This window comes from Nonomuraea composti, assembly GCF_012034275.1.
GTDB classification, from domain to species: Bacteria; Actinomycetota; Actinomycetes; order Streptosporangiales; family Streptosporangiaceae; genus Nonomuraea; species Nonomuraea composti.
In genome coordinates, this window is record NZ_JAATEP010000064.1 from 40,363 (window position 1) to 57,798 (window position 17,436).

The 17,436-nt window shown below is 72.3% G+C and carries 15 protein-coding genes; 2 read left to right on the top strand and 13 right to left on the bottom strand.

All coding sequences use genetic code 11. From position 1 onward, the window contains the following. Positions 1-348 precede the first annotated feature (348 nt). Entirely contained in the window at positions 349-906 is a 558-nt protein-coding gene (locus HCN51_RS49505; protein WP_168019398.1) for a TetR/AcrR family transcriptional regulator, read from the top strand. Further along, positions 903-1,307, top strand: a complete 405-nt coding sequence (locus HCN51_RS49510) for a DUF5360 family protein (protein ID WP_206068806.1) — start codon at positions 903-905, stop codon at positions 1,305-1,307. Before HCN51_RS49505 ends, HCN51_RS49510 begins: the two co-directional genes overlap by 4 nt. 631 nt (positions 1,308-1,938) lie before the next feature. Here HCN51_RS49510 and HCN51_RS49515 read toward each other — a convergent pair. The 13 genes from HCN51_RS49515 to HCN51_RS49575 form a co-directional block, all read right to left on the bottom strand. After that, positions 1,939-4,026, bottom strand: a complete 2,088-nt coding sequence (locus HCN51_RS49515; protein ID WP_168019400.1) for a hypothetical protein — start codon at positions 4,024-4,026, stop codon at positions 1,939-1,941. Between the two features lie 77 nt (positions 4,027-4,103). Continuing rightward, complete coding sequence (locus HCN51_RS49520) at positions 4,104-4,982, bottom strand: DivIVA domain-containing protein (RefSeq protein ID WP_168019402.1); 879 nt, start codon at positions 4,980-4,982, stop codon at positions 4,104-4,106. Between the two features lie 104 nt (positions 4,983-5,086). Then, the gene (locus HCN51_RS49525; protein ID WP_080041054.1) at positions 5,087-5,374 is read right to left on the bottom strand and encodes a YggT family protein; all 288 of its coding nucleotides are present in this window, start codon (positions 5,372-5,374) and stop codon (positions 5,087-5,089) included. An 80-nt stretch (positions 5,375-5,454) separates the two neighbouring features. Then, entirely contained in the window at positions 5,455-5,955 is a 501-nt protein-coding gene (locus tag HCN51_RS49530) for a cell division protein SepF (protein WP_168019411.1), read from the bottom strand. Between the two features lie 138 nt (positions 5,956-6,093). Next, entirely contained in the window at positions 6,094-6,786 is a 693-nt protein-coding gene (locus HCN51_RS49535; RefSeq protein WP_080041056.1) for a YggS family pyridoxal phosphate-dependent enzyme, read from the bottom strand. Positions 6,787-6,952: 166 nt separating this feature from the next. After that, positions 6,953-8,458: a cell division protein FtsZ gene (gene ftsZ / locus HCN51_RS49540; RefSeq protein WP_346434083.1), complete on the bottom strand. Its 1,506-nt coding sequence runs from the start codon at positions 8,456-8,458 to the stop codon at positions 6,953-6,955. 336 nt (positions 8,459-8,794) lie between these two features. Further along, positions 8,795-9,463: a cell division protein FtsQ/DivIB gene (locus HCN51_RS49545; RefSeq protein ID WP_080041058.1), complete on the bottom strand. Its 669-nt coding sequence runs from the start codon at positions 9,461-9,463 to the stop codon at positions 8,795-8,797. 347 nt (positions 9,464-9,810) lie between these two features. After that, the gene (gene murC / locus HCN51_RS49550; protein ID WP_080041059.1) at positions 9,811-11,208 is read right to left on the bottom strand and encodes a UDP-N-acetylmuramate--L-alanine ligase; all 1,398 of its coding nucleotides are present in this window, start codon (positions 11,206-11,208) and stop codon (positions 9,811-9,813) included. Then, positions 11,205-12,281 carry an undecaprenyldiphospho-muramoylpentapeptide beta-N-acetylglucosaminyltransferase gene (gene murG, locus HCN51_RS49555; RefSeq protein WP_168019413.1) on the bottom strand — a complete coding sequence of 359 codons (1,077 nt, stop codon included), beginning with the start codon at positions 12,279-12,281 and terminating at the stop codon, positions 11,205-11,207. The genes murC and murG overlap by 4 nt, the downstream gene beginning before the upstream one ends. Positions 12,282-12,293: 12 nt before the next feature. Continuing rightward, positions 12,294-13,565: a putative lipid II flippase FtsW gene (ftsW, locus tag HCN51_RS49560; RefSeq protein ID WP_080041060.1), complete on the bottom strand. Its 1,272-nt coding sequence runs from the start codon at positions 13,563-13,565 to the stop codon at positions 12,294-12,296. Then, positions 13,549-14,928 (bottom strand): UDP-N-acetylmuramoyl-L-alanine--D-glutamate ligase, encoded by a 1,380-nt coding sequence (murD, locus tag HCN51_RS49565; protein WP_168019422.1) that lies wholly within the window; start codon positions 14,926-14,928, stop codon positions 13,549-13,551. The genes ftsW and murD overlap by 17 nt, the downstream gene beginning before the upstream one ends. Continuing rightward, positions 14,928-15,983 carry a phospho-N-acetylmuramoyl-pentapeptide-transferase gene (gene mraY / locus HCN51_RS49570; RefSeq protein ID WP_168019424.1) on the bottom strand — a complete coding sequence of 352 codons (1,056 nt, stop codon included), beginning with the start codon at positions 15,981-15,983 and terminating at the stop codon, positions 14,928-14,930. Before mraY ends, murD begins: the two co-directional genes overlap by 1 nt. Continuing rightward, positions 15,980-17,416, bottom strand: coding sequence for a UDP-N-acetylmuramoyl-tripeptide--D-alanyl-D-alanine ligase (locus tag HCN51_RS49575; protein WP_168019426.1), 1,437 nt, complete (start codon positions 17,414-17,416; stop codon positions 15,980-15,982). Before HCN51_RS49575 ends, mraY begins: the two co-directional genes overlap by 4 nt. Positions 17,417-17,436: the final 20 nt, after the last annotated feature.

Sequence of the window (17,436 nt, forward strand, 5' to 3'; positions counted from 1 at the left end):
GAGCCTCCAGAGAGCCGGTGGGTGTCGAACCCCCACCCGCAGCTCCGAAAGGCGTCGCTAGGGGTGGGGTACGTTACCGCCCCCCACCCCACCCGTCAACCACCCGCCCCCTCGCCCGTCTCACGCCGACGCCCCGCCTGCGCACAGCGCGCCCCGCGCCTGCGCGCCGCCGTGCCCGGTGCCCCATGCCGACGTACAGCTCCGGACGCAGAACGGAGCCAAGTTGGGCCGGACGCACGAGCTGGACCCCGCAGACTTCCCTCCCCTTGGACAACCGCACGCCTGAGCCACTAAGGTACCGACCGTCTAGACGGTCGGCACCTTGGTCATGCACGACGAAGAGGAACGATGCGAGATCGAATTCTGGACTGTGTCGAGCACATGCTGATCGCCGGAGGCGCGGATGCGATCCGGCTCGATGCGGTCGCGGCGAAGGCCGGAGTCAGCAAGGGCGGCCTGCTCCATCACTTCAGGTCCAAGCAGGCCCTGCTGGAGGGTGTGCTCGACCGGCAGGTGAAACGCTTCCAGGCCGAGCTGCCACCGCCGGGATCACCGCCCGGGGCCTTCACCCGAGCCTGGCTGGACGCCACCATTCCCGACACCGACGTCCCTGCCCAAGCGCACTCCGACCAGGTAGCGGTGGCTCTGCTCGCCGCCCTGTCCGGCGGCCCGGAGGTGCTGGCGTCGTTCCGGCGCCAGTACGAGGCCTGGCAGGACAGGCTCGCCGACGACGGCCTCGATCCGAGCACGGCCTACCTCGTCCGGCTGGCCGTCGACGGCTGGTGGCTGGCGCGCCTGCTGAACCTCGCGCCGCCTCGCGACGACCTGCACCGCCAGGTTCGCGCGCGACTGACCGCCATGCTCCAGGACGGGACCAACCTCCAGGACGGGACGAACCGCCCGTGAACCGCATCCTGGGCGCGACGAAAGTCGCCATGCTGATCACCGACGTCGGGCTCCTGCTGTACTGGGCGGTGGTGTTCGCCGGCCTCATCCCGCCCGAGCTGGCCTACCAGGACTACACCAACCCGATCCTGACCGACTGGAACGCCTCGTTCGTCCTGCTCGACCTGGCCGCGAGCCTGACCGGCCTGGCAACCCTGTGCACCACGTCCTCGCCGCGCCCCCTGATGACGGTGTCCCTCACCCTGACCAGCACCGCCGGCCTCCAAGCCATCGCCTTCTGGGCGCTGCGCGGCGACTTCACCCTCACCTGGTGGCTGCCCAACCTGTTCCTGCTGCTGTTCCCGCTGCCTGCGCTCATCGTCCTGCTTCGCCCAGCCACGACCACTGCCACCGGCCGGTAGCCGACCCCCCACCCCCTCACACCCTCGCGCACCATGCCCGCCACTCTGGGGCGCACGAGGATGCTGGGGGCATGGGACGCGCATGGGCATGGCGCGTGAGGGCGTGCGGGTGCCCCACCTCGTCCGGCCCGCACGAGTGCGCCTGTGCCCACGCGCCCTGTGCTCGCGCGCCGCTGTGCCACGGCACCCTGTGGGCCCCACCCGTGGCCGCGCGCCACCACACCCGCCCGCACTCAGCGCGCCCAGGGCGTCCAGGGCGTGCAGCGCCTCATCCCCTTGCACCTTCGTGTGCGACGCCCGCACTCTCACACCTCCGAGCACCTCATTCGCGCCGCCCTCATGCGCTTCGCACACCTGCGCTCCGGCAGCCGTACAGCCGCAGCACCCGGGCCCAGCGCCCCGCTCCCTCGCTCTCCGCGCCCTGTGCACTCCCTCCGGTGCCTTCCCAGCGAAGCTCGTACCCCGCGTGACCCACACCGCGGGGCCCACACCGCGGGGCCCACACCGCGGGGCCCATACCGCGGGGCCCGCGCCCCAGCAGGAACCCGCCGCCCCCTTCCCCCAGGCCGGAATGCCGAAAGGCCCCCAGCATGATGCTGGGGGCCTTGGTGGTGGATCTCAGGTCGTGGGCTCAGCTGACCGTCTCGCGGTCGTGCTGGCACACCGAGCAGCTGGTCAGCCCGGCCGCCTCGGCGGCGGCGAGCGTCATCGTCTCCACGCCGGTCTCGCCCGCGCCGCGGATCAACGGGCAGGCGGTGCTGTGGTAGCGGCGGGTGCCGACGATGACCTTCACCGTGCCCTGCCGTTCGCCCTTATCGTCCTTGGCAGGCTCGTCACCCGGCTTTCCGGTAGCCGCGCCCTTCGGCGGCTCCCCCTTGGAGACACCGGCCTTGGGCGCGGGCGGGCGCTCGGGCACGGTCTTCCCGGGCTCGGTCTTCCCGGGCTCGGACATGCTGGACTTGGGCTTTCCAGGTGCGGACGATCCCGGAGCGGTCGCGGGCTTGGACGGCTTGGCGGGAGCGCCCGGGGGCAGCGGGCCCTTGGGCTTGGCGGTCGACTCGGCCGAGGACGCGGGCCGCTCGTGCAGCACCACGGTCTCCCCCGGCGCGGGCGGCTCCTCCGTACGGCCGGACGGGCGCTTGGTGGCCGACTCTCCGGACGACGTCTCGGACACCGGCATGCCGGACGCGGTCACTCGCGGCTGCGGCGCCGTGTCGGGCCCCGACACGTCATCGTCGTCGACCCGCCACGCGGCCACCCCGGACGCCACCCCGGCCGGGCCACCGGCCCGCTCGCCCTTGCCGCCGGACGGCTGCGGCCGGCCGGCCGGGCTCTGCGGCTGCTCACCGGGGCTCGCGGTCTTGGCGTCGGCGGATGTCCGAGGCTTGCCACCGGAGGTCTGCGGCTTGGCGTCGGCGGACGTCTCAGGCTTGGCGCCGGAGGTGTGCGGCTTGCCGTCGGGTGTCTGGGGCTTGCCGCCCGCCTGCCCCGGCTTGCCCGCCGCACCGGGCCGCGGCGCGGCGGCACTGCCGGTCTGCGTCGGCTTGCCACCCGGCTGCTCGGACTTGCCGGCCGGCTGCTCGGGCTTGCCACCGGCCTGGCCTGGCCTGTCGCCGGACTGCCCGGCCTTGCCGCCAGTCTGCGTCGGCTTGCCACCGGGCTGCTCAGGCGTGCCGGCGGTCTGGCCGGAGGACGTCTGGCCGGACGACGGGGCCTGACCGGGCCGGGCCTCGGGCTTGGGGCCGGTTGCAGGCTTCGGGCCGGTTGCGGGCTTCGTTCCAGGCTGCTCGGGACCGGTGGGGGCGGGGCGGGAGGGCTTGGCGGTCGGGCGGGCGTTGGCCGGGGAGGTCTCCGTCTCGTCGGAGGCGGGCTCGCCGGCGGAAGGGCCGGCCTTGCGCGCGAAGGGCGGCGGCCGGAAGTAGGAAGTCTGTGCGTCGTCCGCCTGCTCGTCGTCCGAGCCGGGCTCGGGGGCGGCGGACGAGGAGGTCTTGGCCTGGCCGGCCGCGGGGGCGGCGGGGGATCGGCCGAACCACCCGGTGGCGCCTTCCTCGTGGGAGGCGGCAGGCTCCGGGCTGGGGGTGGAAGCCTTCGTGTCGGGCTTCGGCGGGGCGACCGGCGGACGTACGTCGCGGGTCTCCGCGGAGCTTTCGGCCCTGCTCGCCGTGGGAACGTCGGCGGGGCCGGCGGTGACGGCGGGCTCGGGGTCGGCGGCAGGTGGGAGCTGCCGTCCGCCGAGCGCTGCGTCCGGCAGGCACGCCGTGCAGGGCGTGAAGCCCTCCTCGCGTGCCTCTTCGTAGGTGAGCTCCTCGTGATCCCGGCCGATCAGCTGCCTGCAGCCGGGCACGTGGTAGCGCTTGCGTCCGGGGATCACCAGCACGATCGCGTCCGGCGAGATGCCGCCCGGCGCGGGACGGCGCGGACCGGGGGCCGGTGCGGTCGCCGTCCGCTGCGGCGCGTGGGGAGGCGCCTGCGGATGTTGCCGTGGCTGCGGATGCTGCTGGTGAGCCATCGGACCGGTCTGGTTGTACGGCGGCGCGGGCGGCGTGAGCCCCTTCGGGGGGGTGGCCGGCGCAGCGGCCTGCCCACCTCCGGGAAAAAGCTCGTTGCGCCGCAGGAAAGCCCCGATCACCAGGAACAGCGCGGACAGCACGCTGACCACGATGGACCACATGATCAGGAACGGCTTCGCCAGTACGAAGCCCGCGATCAGCAGAACCACTGCCGCGAGCACCAAACCAGCACTGATAAGGATCACAGGGGGCTCTTTCGAGTGACAGGTCCTAGTGACCCTTTACTCTACCGGCGGTCGTTGTGCGGACCGTCACTGCCGGGGAAGGCGCCCTGCGGTGCCTCGCCGCCGAACGGGCTCGGGCCACCGGGGAGAGGCGGCTGGCCGCCCTGCGGCACGGCGTGCGACATGGCGGGAGCCTGACCCTGCGGACCACCGGACATGACCGGGAACCCCCCGCTGCCCTCGGCGGAGACGTTGAGCTCGGCCAGCTGGTTCTCCAGGTAGAGCTTGAGCCGGCTGCGGTATTCGCGCTCGAAGCTGCGCAGCTCCTCGACCTTGCGCTCGAGCTCGTCGCGGGTCTGGACCAGCGAGCCCATGGCCTGGCGGTGGCGCTCCTGGGCGTCGCGCTCGAGCGTCTCGGCGCGGGCGCGGGCGTCGCCGATGACCTGCTCGGCCTGGCGGCGGGCCTTGGTGAGGATCTCGTCGGCCTCGCGGCGGGCGCGGGTGACGGTCTCGTCCGCCTCGCGGCGGGCGTCGGCGATCGCCTGGTCGGCGGTCTGCTGGGCGAGCGCGAGCACGCGGGCCGCGGTGTCCATGTTGTCCTCGGCGGGAGGCATGCTCATCGCCACGGGGACCGGCGGCTGCTGCTGCACCGGCGGCGGCTCGGGGGCCCGCATGGGCTCCGGCTGCGGCGGCGCCATCATCTCGGGCTTGGGCTGCTCCTGGATCGGGGCGGAGGCCATGGGCATGTTCATGCCGCCCGGTACCTTCCCGCGCAGGCACTCGGCCAGCTTCGCGCGGAGCTCCTCGTTCTCTTGGATCAGGCGGTCGAGCTCAGCCTCCACCTCGTCGAGGAAGGCGTCGACCTCTTCCTCGTCGTAGCCCGGCCGGAGCCGGGTGGTACTGAACTGCTTGTTCCGCACATCAGCGGGCGTCAGCGGCATTTTTTGGTCTCCTTGGCGCGCTTGGAGTCTGTCCGGAGGACGGTAACCCGAATCACTTCAGCGCGGACACGAGTTGGATCACGACCGGCGCCTCACCGGCCCGGTCATCGCAGGGTCCCGGCGATCTGGATCAAGATCAGGACCACGATGAACAGGACAGTGAAGCTTAGGTCAAAGGCCACCGTACCCAACCGGAGCGGAGGAATGAAACGGCGGAGGAACTTGAGGGGTGGGTCGGTCGCGGTGTAGGTGGCCTCCGCCAGCACCAGGACGACGCCGGAAGGCCGCCACTGGCGGGCGAAAGCCTGCACCGTCTCAAAGATCATCCTGCCGATGAGCAGCACCAAATAGAGAGACAGGACAACGACCAAGATCCCACCGATGATCTCCACGGCCCGGCCGCGCCTCCACTTCTGATGTGCCCTCCCGGCCTCGGTGAGACCGGGTTGGGTCCGATAGGCATACAGAGACTCTAACTCTGGTTGAAGAACCCGCGTTCCGCGATTCGAGCCTTGTCCTCGGCAGTCACCTCGACATTGGCAGGGGACAACAGGAACACCTTGTTGGTAACACGTTCAATGCTGCCGTGTAGGCCAAAGACCAGACCTGCCGCGAAATCCACAAGCCGCTTGGCGTCGCTGTCAACCATCTCGGTCAGGTTCATGATCACCGGGGTGCCGTCGCGGAAGTGCTCGCCGATCGTCCGGGCCTCGTTGTACGTGCGGGGGTGCAGGGTGGTGATGCGGGCCAGATCGGTCGTACGGCGTTCGACGATGGTCGTGGTGGGCCTCGGTGCGGGGACCCCCGCGTCGGGCTCGTCCTCGCGTTCCTGGACCGCGACGGCGCGTTCCTCGCCGGGCCGCTGCACGTCGTCGTCGTAGGGGTAGTCGTCGGTGTAGGTCTCGTACCTCTCGTAGCGGTCGTCCTCCACGAGACCGAGGTAGACCGCCATCTTGCGCATCGCGCCGGCCATCGCTACGTCGTCCTCCTGCTCATGGTCGCACTCGCTCGGGCCCGTCGCCGTGTCCGAGGCGGTAGCCGTACCCCCTTGGAGCTCACCGCTGCTCGACCTCTACTTGGTCATGGGCCTGAAGACCCACTTGAGGGGACATTACCTGACGAAGGGCTTGCGACGACCGAGCAACGCCGTACCGACCCGTACGTGTGTCGCGCCGTAGGCGATGGCCTCGGCGAGATCCTCGCTCATCCCCGCCGAGATCATGGTGGCCCGGGGGTGCTGCTCCTGGAGGCGCAGCGCGAGGTCGCGCAGCCGGGCGAACGCCTTGGCGGGGTCCTCCCCCAGGGGCGCGACCGCCATGACGCCGCCGAGCCACACCCCTTCGGCCAGCGCCACCTCGTCGGCGAGCTCCAGCAGGTCGGCGGGGCGCACCCCGCCTCTGGCCGGGTCGTCGTCGAGGGCGATCTGCACCAGGCAGCCGATCCTGCGGCCCTGGCGCACCGCCTCCTTGCTGATGGCCTCCACCAGCCTGAGGCGGTCGACGGAGTGGATCACGTCGGCGTACCCGACCACGGAGCGGACCTTGTTGGTCTGCAGCTGGCCGACGAAGTGCCAGGTGAGCGGCAGGTCGGCGAGCTCGCGCGCCTTGACGGCGGCCTCCTGGTCGCGGTTCTCGCCGACGTCGCGCACGCCCAGCTCGGCCAGGACGCGGACGTCCTCGGCCGGTCGGGTCTTGGTGACGGCGATCAGCGTGACCTCGCCCCGGTCGCGCCCCACCGCGTGGCACGCCTCGGTGATGCGCGCGTCGACCTCGGCGAGACCGGCCGCGATCTCGTCCCTTCTCACGTGCCTCTCCCCCTCACTCAGGTGTCCTCGCCGGCATCACGGACGCACACCGTGCTTCACGTACGCACACCGCGCTTGACGTAAGCACACCGTGCTCGACGTACGCACGACGGCGCCGCTCCCGTGGTCCCTGGGGGGAGCGGCGTCAGGCGCGGCTACTTGACGGCTACTTGAGGAAGTCGGGAACGTCGAGTTCCTCTTCCTGCTCCTCGAAGATCACTCGAGGACGTTTGGGCGGCTCCGACATGCGGGAGGTGATGGGCGTGGGCGGGTTGGCGGGCTCGGGCGCGGGCCGGGGGATCGAGACGGGGCCCGACGGCTCGTCGGCCGGGTCGTCACCGGGCCCGGAGTCGCGCACGGAGTCACGCCCGGTGTCGCGCACGGCCTCGCGCAGCGGCTCGCGCGGCGTGTCTCGCACCGGCTCGACGGGGCGCACCGGCTCGGGGCGGGGCGGCTCGGGCCTGAACTCGGCACGCGGCTCCGGCCTGAAGTCCGCGCGCGGCTCAGGACGCGGCTCAGGGCGGGGCTCGGGGCGCGGCTCGGGCCGGAAGTCCGCACGAGGCTCGGGACGGGGCTCAGGACGCGGCTCAGGGCGCGGCGCGGGCGGCTCGGACTTGATGCTCGGGGCGGCCGCGCTGGGCCGCGGAGGCGACGCAGGAGCGGGCGCGGACGGCTGCGCGGGCGCGCGGCCCATCGGGCGTGGCGCCTGCTTCTCCGCCGGGCCTGGCACGTCGTCGAAGCCGGCCGCGATCACGGTCACGCGCACCTCGTCGCCGAGGGCGTCGTCGATGACCGTACCGAAGATGATGTTGGCGTCGGGCGCGGCGGCCATGGAGACGAGCTGGGCCGCCTCGTTGATCTCGAACAGGCCGAGGTCGGAGCCGCCGGCGATCGACAGCAGCACGCCGTGCGCGCCGTCGATGCTGGCCTCCAGCAGCGGGCTGGAGACCGCCATCTCGGCCGCCGCCACCGAGCGGTCGTCGCCGCGGGCGTGGCCGATGCCCATGAGGGCGGAGCCGGCGCCCGACATGACCGACTTGACGTCGGCGAAGTCGAGGTTGATCAGACCGGGGGTGGTGATGAGGTCGGTGATGCCCTGCACACCCGACAGCAGCACCTGGTCGGCGGCCTTGAACGCGTCGAGCACGCTCACCTGCCGGTCAGAGATCGACAGCAGCCGGTCGTTGGGGATCACGATGAGGGTGTCGACCTCGTCGCGCAGCGTCTCGATGCCCGCTTCCGCCTGCGAGGCCCGGCGCCGCCCTTCGAAGCTGAACGGCCGGGTCACGACACCGATGGTGAGCGCGCCGAGCGATCTGGCGATGTTGGCCACGACGGGGGCGCCGCCCGTGCCGGTGCCGCCGCCCTCACCCGCCGTGACGAAGACCATGTCGGCCCCCTTGAGGACCTCCTCGATCTCCTCACGGTGGTCCTCGGCCGCCTTCCGGCCGACGTCGGGGTTGGCGCCCGCGCCCAGTCCGCGCGTGAGCTCGCGGCCCACGTCGAGTTTCACATCGGCGTCACTCATCAGCAGCGCCTGGGCGTCGGTGTTTATCGCGATGAACTCGACGCCCTTGAGTCCCTCCTCGATCATCCGGTTGACGGCGTTGACTCCGCCGCCGCCGATGCCGACGACCTTGATGACCGCGAGGTAGTTCTGCGGTGCTGCCACGACGAGGGGCCTTTCCGCTCGTTGACTTGCCATTTCGGTGCGGATTGTCTCCGCTTTTTGTTAGTTCGGGTAACTCTCAACCTCAGGTTGAGATTTAGATTTATGTCAACCTGAGGATTGATACGGACAGTAGGAGTTACGCTCCAGGCGGGTCAACTAACCGCGCCGCAAGCACGTCCGGCGTGTCGCGGGCTGTCCGTTTCGCTCCGCAGTCTCGCCTGGTGGCGGCCCTCCTTCGCCGAAAGTCCGGCTTACAGGCTCTCACGCCGCGACCCCCGCCTCGCACAGGCTCGGCGATGCCCTTGCCGCTGAGTTGCCAGACCCTGACGATCACGATCACTTCAGGGTCACCACGTCGGGCGAGCTGACGTCGTACATCGTGGCCGACCTTTCGCGCTTCAGCAGCGTGCTCAGGATGCGGCCCTTCTCCTCGGGACGGTCGGGGCCGCCCCACAGCACGGTACGGCCGTCCGACAGCACCAGCGTGACACCCTCGGCGGTGCCCGCGCGTACCTGCCTGACCTTGGCCGCCACCTCGTCGGGCACCGCCTGCACGACCTTGAGCGCCGCCATCATGGCGGGGTCGCCCTGCTGCGGGCGGTCCACCTTGAGCAGCGGCAGCATGGGCGGGGCCGTCTGCCTCAGCTCGATCACCACGCCCTGGCCGTCGACGATCGCCACCTTGTCGCCCGCCGGGACGGCGGCGACCGGCTCGCGCTCGACCACCTCGATCCTGAGCGTGCCCGGCCAGATCCGGTCGACCTTGGCGGAGGCGAGCTGTCTGATGCCGAGGACGCGGGTCTGGACGTCGGCGAGGTTCACGGTGGCGAGGGGATGCAGATCCGCCACGCCGGCCTGCTGCTCGATGCGCTCGCTGGGGACTGTGAGATTTCCCACGATCTCGATCGAGCGTACGCCGAGCACGGGCGAGAAGAACACCAGCCACGCGGCCGATCCCACCACCCCTGCCGTCAGCAGCACCAGGAACGCCGTGCGCGCCTTCATCGCCCTCCCCACCACATGCGGCTCATGTCGGCACCGAACCTACGCCGACACGCGGCCCTACACCCGCGCGCCACGCCCAAACACCCCACCGTCCGGGTCGCCGCCGCAGCGCACCCCTCGCCGTCCAGCGCCGCCCGCGCCACCGCACGGGGCTGAGGTCCTTCGAGGGGTGGCGCGCCGGAGAGGCGTGGCCCTCCGGCGCCCGCAGCCGAGCACCCGGCGGACCTGCGTCGAGGGCCCGGCGGGCGGGCGCCGGGGACGCGGCAGGCCGACGTCGAGAGCGCGGCGGGCGGGCGCCGGGGGGCGGCAGGCCGGCGTCAGGAGCCGAGCGGGCCGGCGTCGGGGCGTCAGGACAGGCGGGCCACGATCTGCGGCCCCAGCTCGGTCACGTCCCCCGCCCCCATCGTCAGCACGATGTCACCGGGCCGGGCCCGCTCGGCCACCAGCCCCGGCACCGCCGACCGGTCCGGCGCGTACGCGACCCGCTCCGGCGGCAGCGGCACCCGCCCCGCGACCATGGCCCCCGACACCCCGGGCTCGGGATCCTCCCTGGCCCCGTACACGTCGAGGACGATGGCCTCGTCGGCCAGCCCGAGCGCCGCGCCGAACTCGTCGGCGAAGAACCGGGTGCGCGAGTAGAGGTGCGGCTGGAAGATCGCGATGACCCGCCCGGTGCCGGAGTAGGACGCCACGACGTCGCGCGCCGCCTTGAGGTCGGCGGTCAGCTCGGTCGGGTGGTGGGCGTAGCTGTCGAACACGGCGATGCCCCCGGCCTCGCCCTTGGCCTCGAAGCGCCGCTTGGCCCCGGTGAAGGCCCCGAGGCCCTCCCTGATCTCCTCGAACGGCAGCCCCAGCTCGTCGGCCACGGCGATCACCGCGGTGGCGTTGAGCGCGTTGTGGGCCCCGGGGACGGCCAGCCGCACCTCCCCCCGGCCCTCGATGGCGAAGACGGTGCCGAACCCGTCGGGCCGGACGCCGGACACGCGGTAGTCGTCGCCCTGGAGGCCGTAGGTCTTGACGCGCAGCCCGCGCTCCCTGGCCCGCCGCGCCACCTCGGCCGCGCCGGGGTCGTCGGCGCAGGCGATGAGCAGCGAGCCGACCCGGTCGGCGAAGCGCGCGAAGCTGTCGTGGACGGCGCGCGGGTCGCCGTAGTTGTCGAGGTGGTCGGCCTCGACGTTGGTGACGACGGCGATGTCGGGGGCGAGCATGAGGAAGGAGCCGTCGCTCTCGTCGGCCTCGGCGACGAACATCCGGCCCTGCCCGTCGTCGGCGCCGAGCCCGGTGGTGACGAGCTGGCCGCCCACGCAGTAGGACGGGTCGGCGCCGCACTTCTGCAGCGCGACGGTGAGCATGGAGGTGGTGGTGGTCTTGCCGTGGGTGCCGGCGATGGCGACGGCGGTGCGCCCGGCCATGACGGAGGCCAGCGCGGCGGCCCGCGGGATGATGCGCAGCCCCTGCTTGAGCGCCTCGCCCAGCTCGGGGTTGGAGTCGCGGATGGCGGTGGAGACGACCACGGTGTCGACGTCTCTGATGTGGGAGGCGGCGTGGCCGATGTGCACGGTGGCGCCCAGCTCGCGCAGCTCGGTGATCAGCTCGGAGCTGCGCGCGTCGCTGCCGGTCACCCGCACGCCGCGCTTGAGCAGGATGCGGGCGATGCCCGACATGCCGGCGCCGCCGATGCCGATGAAGTGCACCCGCCCCAACTCTTCGACGGACACGGGGTCGACCAGCTTCACGAGACTCATCGGGCTATCTCCAACACTTTCCTGGCAAGCATGATATCGGCGTCCTTCCTCCCCAGTCTGGAGGCGGCCTCCGACATGACGGCGACCCGCTCGGGGTCGCGGAGGATGGGCAGCAGGTTGTGGATGATCCATTCGGGTGACAGCTGGGCGTCGTCGACCAGCAGGCCGCCGCCGCCCGCGGCGATGCGCTCGGCGTTGAGCCGCTGCTCGCCGTTGCCGTAGGGCAGCGGGACGTAGGCGGCGGGCAGCCCGACCGCGGTCAGCTCCGCGCAGCTCAGCGCGCCGCTGCGGCACAGGGCCAGGTCGGCGGCGGCGTAGGCGAGGTCCATCCGGTCGACGTAGGGCAGCAGGACGTACTGGGGGTCGCCGGGCGGCGGCTCGTGCTCGACCGTGTTCTTCGGGCCCAGCACGTGCAGCACCTGGATGCCGGCCCGGCGCAGCGCGGGGGCGGCGGCGAGCGCGGCCTCGTTGATCGACCTCGCGCCCTGCGAGCCGCCGAACACCAGCAGCGTCGGCCGGTCGTTCTCCAGCCCGAACCAGGAGCGCGCCTTGTCGCCGGTGGACAGCCGGTCGAGCGTGACGATCTCGCGCCGCAGCGGCGTGCCGATGAACTCGGCCTTGGGCAGCGCGGCGTCGGGGAACCCGCTGAAGACGTGGTCGGTCAGCCGGGCGCCGAGCCGGTTGGCCAGGCCGGGGCGCGGGTTGGCCTCGTGGACGACGATCGGCACGCCGCGCCGCTTGGCCGCCAGGTAGGCGGGGGTGGCGACGTAGCCGCCGAAGCCGACGAGGACGTCGGCCTTGACCCGGTCGAGGATCGCCGCGGTGGCGTTGATCGCCCCGGCGAGCCGGCCCGGCACGGTGAGCAGGCTCGGAGTGATCGCCCTGGGCAGCGGCACGGCCGGCACCAGCTCCAGCTCGTAGCCCCTGGCAGGCACGAGCCGCGTCTCCAAGCCGCGCTCCGTGCCCACGCAGGTGATGCCGACGCTGCGGTCTAGATGACGCAGCGCGTCCGCAAGGGCGAGCGCGGGCTCGATGTGCCCGGCCGTCCCCCCACCGGCGAGGACCACCCTCATCTCGGTCACTCCCTAACGTGTCGCTCGGCCTCTGGACGTACCCCCCAGGCCAAGCCAGCTTAGGGCCCGGGCGGCCGGTCCGGGGCCACGAGCGGCCAAGGCCTCGCGTGCGCCGGGCTCGCGTTTGGCGAACGACAGCAGCATGCCGAGCGCGGCGAGCGTGGGCAGCAGGGCGGAGCCGCCGTACGAGACCAGCGGGAGGGGGATGCCGGTGATCGGGAGCACGCTGAGCACGGCCCCCATGTTGACGGTCGCCTGGCCGACGATCCAGGCCACCATGGCGGCGGCGGCGAGCCTGATGAAGGCGTCGTTGACCCGGATGGCCACGCGCAGGCCCGCGTAGCCGAGCAGCCCGAACAGGGCCACGACCATGAGCGTGCCCATCAGCCCCAGCTCCTCGCCGACGATGGCGAAGATGAAGTCGCTCTCGCCGTGGGGCAGCCAGCTCCACTTCTGCCGGCTGCTGCCGAGCCCGAGCCCGAACCAGCTCCCGGAGCCCATGGCGATCTGCCCCTGGACGGCCTGGTAGCCGGCGCCCTGCGCGTCGGCCCACGGGTCGAGGAAGGCGCCGATGCGCGCCATCCGGTACGGCTCCACCCTGATCATGATGACCGCGGCCAGCACCGCCAGCGCCATGATGCCGCCGAACAGCTTGACCGGCGCCCCCACCACCCACAGCAGCGACAGGAAGATCATGAACAGGACGAGCGTGGTGCCGAGGTCGCGGCCGAGCATGACCATGACGGCCAGGATCGCGGTGCCGGGCATGAGCGGGATCAGCAGCTGCCGCCACTCGATGCGGCCCTGCCGCGCCCGCCTGGCCAGCAGGTCGGCGCCCCACAGCACGAGCCCGAGCTTGGCCGGCTCGGACGGCTGGATGGTCAGCGGGCCGATGTAGATCCACCGCTGCGCGCCCAGCTCGGATGAGCCGATGAACAGCACCATGACCAGCGCGATGATCGACAGCGCCATGAGCGGGTAGCCGGCCCAGCGGAAGAACTTGACGGGCAGGCGCGAGCACACGTACATGACGGGCACGCCGACCGCGGCCGACAGCGACTGCTTGATGAACCACGAGAACGGGCTGCCGGTCTTTTGCAGCGCCTCGATGCTGGAGGCGGACAGCACCATCATCAGCCCGAGCGCGAGCAGCAGCGCGCTGCACATGATGATCAGGTAGTAGGTGGTCAGCGGCCGGTCGAGCAGCTCCTTCAGCGCGCCGAGCTGCTCGCGCAGCCAGCCCTGCGGGTTCGCGCCCGGGGCGCTCTCAGCGCTCGTGCTCATGGTGTCGCGTCCTCAGGCCACGTACGGCACGCGCGAAGGCCTCCCCCCGCGCCGGATAGTTCGCGAACATGTCGAGCGAAGCCCCCGCCGGGGAGAGCAGCACGGTGTCTCCCGGGGAGGCCAGCCGCGCGGCTTCGGTGACGACTTTTTCCATCGCACCAGTGTCCCGATCCGGGATGTCCACGAGCGGGACATTCGGCGCGTGTCGCGCGATGGCTTCGGCGATCCTGGCGCGATCGGCGCCGAGCAGCACGGCGCCGCGCAGCCGGGGGGCGGCCTGGCGTACCAGGTCGTCGACGTCGGCGCCCTTGAGCTGGCCGCCCGCCACCCACACGATCGACGGGTACGAGGCCAGCGCCGCGGCGGCGGCGTGCGGGTTGGTGGCCTTGGAGTCGTCGACGTAGTCGACCTCGCCGATCCGGTCCACGTGGGCCAGCCGGTGCGGGTCGGGCACGAAGTCGCGCAGGCCCTGGCGGACCGACTCGGAGGGCACGCCGAGCGAGCGGGCCAGGGCGGCGGCGGCCAGCGCGTTGGCGACGTTGTGCGGCGCGAAGGGCCGGATGTCCGCCAGCGTGGCGAGCTCCTCCGCCGCCTCGACGGGGTCGGCCACGAACGCCCGGTCCACCAGCAGGTCCTCCACCACGCCGATCTCGCCGCGCTTGGGCACGCGCAGGGTGAACCCGACGGCGCCGGGGTAGGGGGCGGCCAGCCGGGCGGACTCGGGGTCGTCGGCGTTGAAGATCACGGTGCCGGCGCGCTCGAAGATGCGGCCCTTGGCGGCGGCGTACGCCTCCATGGAGCCGTGCCAGTCGAGGTGGTCGGGCGCCACGTTGAGGACGGCCGCGGCGTGCGGGGCCAGCGTGCCGGACCAGTGCAGCTGGAAGCTGGACAGCTCGACGGCCAGCACGTCGTACGGCTCGCCGACGGCTTGCACGACGGGCACGCCCACGTTCCCCACGGCCAGGGCCTTGCGGCCGTCGGCCTGGAGGATGGCGGTGAGCATGCGGACGGCGGTGGTCTTGCCGTTGGTGCCGGTGAGCGCCAGCCAGGGGGCGGCCTGCTCGGGCCGCAGCCGCCAGGCCAGCTCCACCTCGCCGACGACCTCGACGCCGGCCTCCAGCGCGGCGGCGATCAGCGGGTGGTGCGGCGCCCAGCCGGTGGTGACCACCCGCGTCACCCCTTCGGGCAGGGCCGGCTCGCCGAACCGGGTCTCCACGCCGATCCTGGCCAGCTCGGCCGCGGCGGCCAACTGCCGCTCACCCTCCGCCGCCTCGACGACCACGACCCGCTCGCCGCGCGCGGCCAGCACCTTCGCCACGGCGGTGCCGGACACTCCGAGCCCGGCCACACAGGTGTAACTCATTACTTGGGCATCCACTCCACGTAGAACAGCCCCAGCCCGAGCGCCGCGCACAGGATCGCGATCAGCCAGAAGCGGACCACGATCGTGGTCTCGGCCCAGCCCTTGAGCTCGAAGTGATGCTGCAGGGGGGCCATTCTGAACACACGCTTCCCGGTCATCTTGAACGACCCGACCTGGATGATGACCGACAGCGTGATGACCACGCACAGGCCGGCGAGGATGATCAGCAGCAGCTGCGTACGGGTGGCGATGGCCAGCCCGGCCAGCACGCCGCCCAGCGCCAGCGACCCGGTGTCACCCATGAAGATCTTGGCCGGCGGGGCGTTCCACCACAGGAACCCGATCAGCGCCCCCAGCACGGCGGCGGCCACCACGGCCAGGTCGAGGGGGTCGCGCACCCAGTAGCAGTTGGGGCCGAGCTGGTCGATGCAGTTGTTGCGCAGCTGCCAGTTGCCGATCAGCACGTACGCCGCGAGCACCGCGCCGGTGGCGCCGCTGGCCAGGCCGTCGAGACCGTCGGTGAGGTTCACCGCGTTGGAGAACCCGACGATCATGATGAGCACCCAGATGGTGAACCCGACGATGCCGATCGACGGGCCGATGTCGCGCAGGAACGACACGCGGGTCTCGGCGGGGGTGATGCCGTACACGTTCGGCTGGCGGGTCACCAGGACGGCGAAGACCGCGCCGACGACGAGCTGGCCGAGCGCCTTGGCGCCGCTGCGCAGGCCGAGGCTGCGCTGCTTGTAGATCTTGATGAAGTCGTCGAGGAAGCCGACCGCGCCCAGCCCGGTCATCAGGAACAGCACCAGCATGCCCGACACGGTCGGGGGCTCCAGCATGGCCAGGTGGGAGGCGCCGTAGGCGAGCAGGGCGGCCAGCACGAAGACGATGCCGCCCATCGTGGGCGTGCCCTTCTTGCCGAGGTGGGCCTGCACGCCCTCCTCGCGGACGTTCTGGCCGATGCCGCGCCGCGAGAACAGCCGGATCGCCAGCGGGGTGCCCAGCATCGAGAGGATCAGGCCCACCGCACCGGCGATGATGATGTTGTTCACTGGGTGGCACCTCCGAGCACGAGCTCGGCCGTGCGCTCCAGCCCCATGGCGCGCGGTCCCTTGATCAGCACCGCGTCACCGGGGCGCAGCCACCCGGCCAGCTCGGCCGCCGCCGCCTCGGCGTCGGGCACGTGCACGATCCGCGTCCCCGGCGCCGGGCCGCCCGGCCCTCCCGGGGGCCCGCCCGCCTGAGCGGCCCGCTGGGCCGCCTCGTGGGCGCCCGCCAGGACCGGCTCGGCGTCAGGGCCCGCGATGATCAGCCCCGCCAGCCCCGCCCCGCCGGCCAGCCGGCCGAGCTCGGTGTTGAGCGCGGGCCCGTCGTCGCCGAGCTCCCGCAGCGCCGCGATGACCGCGAAGCGCCGCCGCCCCTTGCCCAGCACCTCGAACGCCGAGAAGGCGGCCTTCATGGAGTCGGGGTTGGCGTTGTAGGCGTCGTTGACCACGGTGACGCCGTCGGGCCGGTCGGTGACCTCCATCCGCCACCGGCTGCTCGGGGTGGCCGCCGACAGCTCCTCGGCGATCGTGGCGACCGGCAGGCCCAGCTCGTACGCGGCCGCCGCCGCGGCGAGCGCGTTCTCGACGGCGTGCTCCCCGTAGAGCTTCAGCGCCACGTGCGCGGTGCCCGACGGGGTGCACAGGGTGAACGAGGCGCGCCCGCGCACGTCCACCACGACCCCCTCGGCCCTGATCGCGGCCTGCTCGCTGCGCCCGTAGTAGGTGACCCGCGCGTCGGTGCGGGAGGCCATGCCGCGCACCAGCGGGTCGTCGGCGTTGAGCACCGCCACGCCGGCCCGCGGCAGCGCCTCCACCAGCTCGCCCTTGGCCTTGGCGATCGCCTCCTTGCCGCCGAACACGCCGAGGTGCGCGGTGCCGACGTTGAGCACGACGCCGATCCGCGGCGGCGCGATGCGGGTCAGCTCCTTGATGTGGCCGATGTTGCGCGCGGCCAGCTCCAGCACCATGTAACGGGTGTCGAGGTCGGCGCGCAGCACGGTCAGCGGGTGGCCCAGCTCGTTGTTGAAGCTGCCCTTGGGGGCGATGGTGGCGCCGGCCCTGGCGGTGAGCCGGGCCAGCAGGTCTTTGGTGCTGGTCTTGCCGGCCGAGCCGGTCACGCCGATGACGGTGACGTTCGGGAGCATGCGGACCTGCGCGGCGGCCAGCGCGGCGAGCGCGGCGGCGGCGTCGGGCACGATCACGGCGGGCGCCTCGACGGGCCTGGTGGCCAGCACGGCGACGGCTCCGGCCCGGACGGCCTGCGCGGCGAAGTCGTGACCGTCGACCCGCGCGCCCTTGATGGCGACGAACAGGGATCCCGGTTCTACGGCCCGCGAGTCGATCACGACGGGCCCGCGCACCACCGCGCGGGGATCGGCCATGCCCGACAGGGCGCCCGAGGTCATCTCGGCGATCCTGGCCAGAGGCAACGGGATCATTAGTGCTTCCTGCTTTCCTT

Bases quoted from the DNA above. Each gene is read 5' to 3' on its own strand.
- HCN51_RS49505 (WP_168019398.1), top strand. From the start codon at position 349: ATGCGAGATCGAATTCTGGACTGTGTCGAGCACATGCTGATCGCCGGA.
- HCN51_RS49520 (WP_168019402.1), bottom strand. From the start codon at position 4,982: ATGCCGCTGACGCCCGCTGATGTGCGGAACAAGCAGTTCAGTACCACC.
- HCN51_RS49530 (WP_168019411.1), bottom strand. From the start codon at position 5,955: ATGGCCGGCGCGATGCGCAAGATGGCGGTCTACCTCGGTCTCGTGGAG.
- HCN51_RS49545 (WP_080041058.1), bottom strand. From the start codon at position 9,463: ATGAAGGCGCGCACGGCGTTCCTGGTGCTGCTGACGGCAGGGGTGGTG.
- murC (WP_080041059.1), bottom strand. From the start codon at position 11,208: ATGAGTCTCGTGAAGCTGGTCGACCCCGTGTCCGTCGAAGAGTTGGGG.
- murG (WP_168019413.1), bottom strand. From the start codon at position 12,281: ATGAGGGTGGTCCTCGCCGGTGGGGGGACGGCCGGGCACATCGAGCCC.
- ftsW (WP_080041060.1), bottom strand. From the start codon at position 13,565: ATGAGCACGAGCGCTGAGAGCGCCCCGGGCGCGAACCCGCAGGGCTGG.
- murD (WP_168019422.1), bottom strand. From the start codon at position 14,928: ATGAGTTACACCTGTGTGGCCGGGCTCGGAGTGTCCGGCACCGCCGTG.
- HCN51_RS49575 (WP_168019426.1), bottom strand. From the start codon at position 17,416: ATGATCCCGTTGCCTCTGGCCAGGATCGCCGAGATGACCTCGGGCGCC.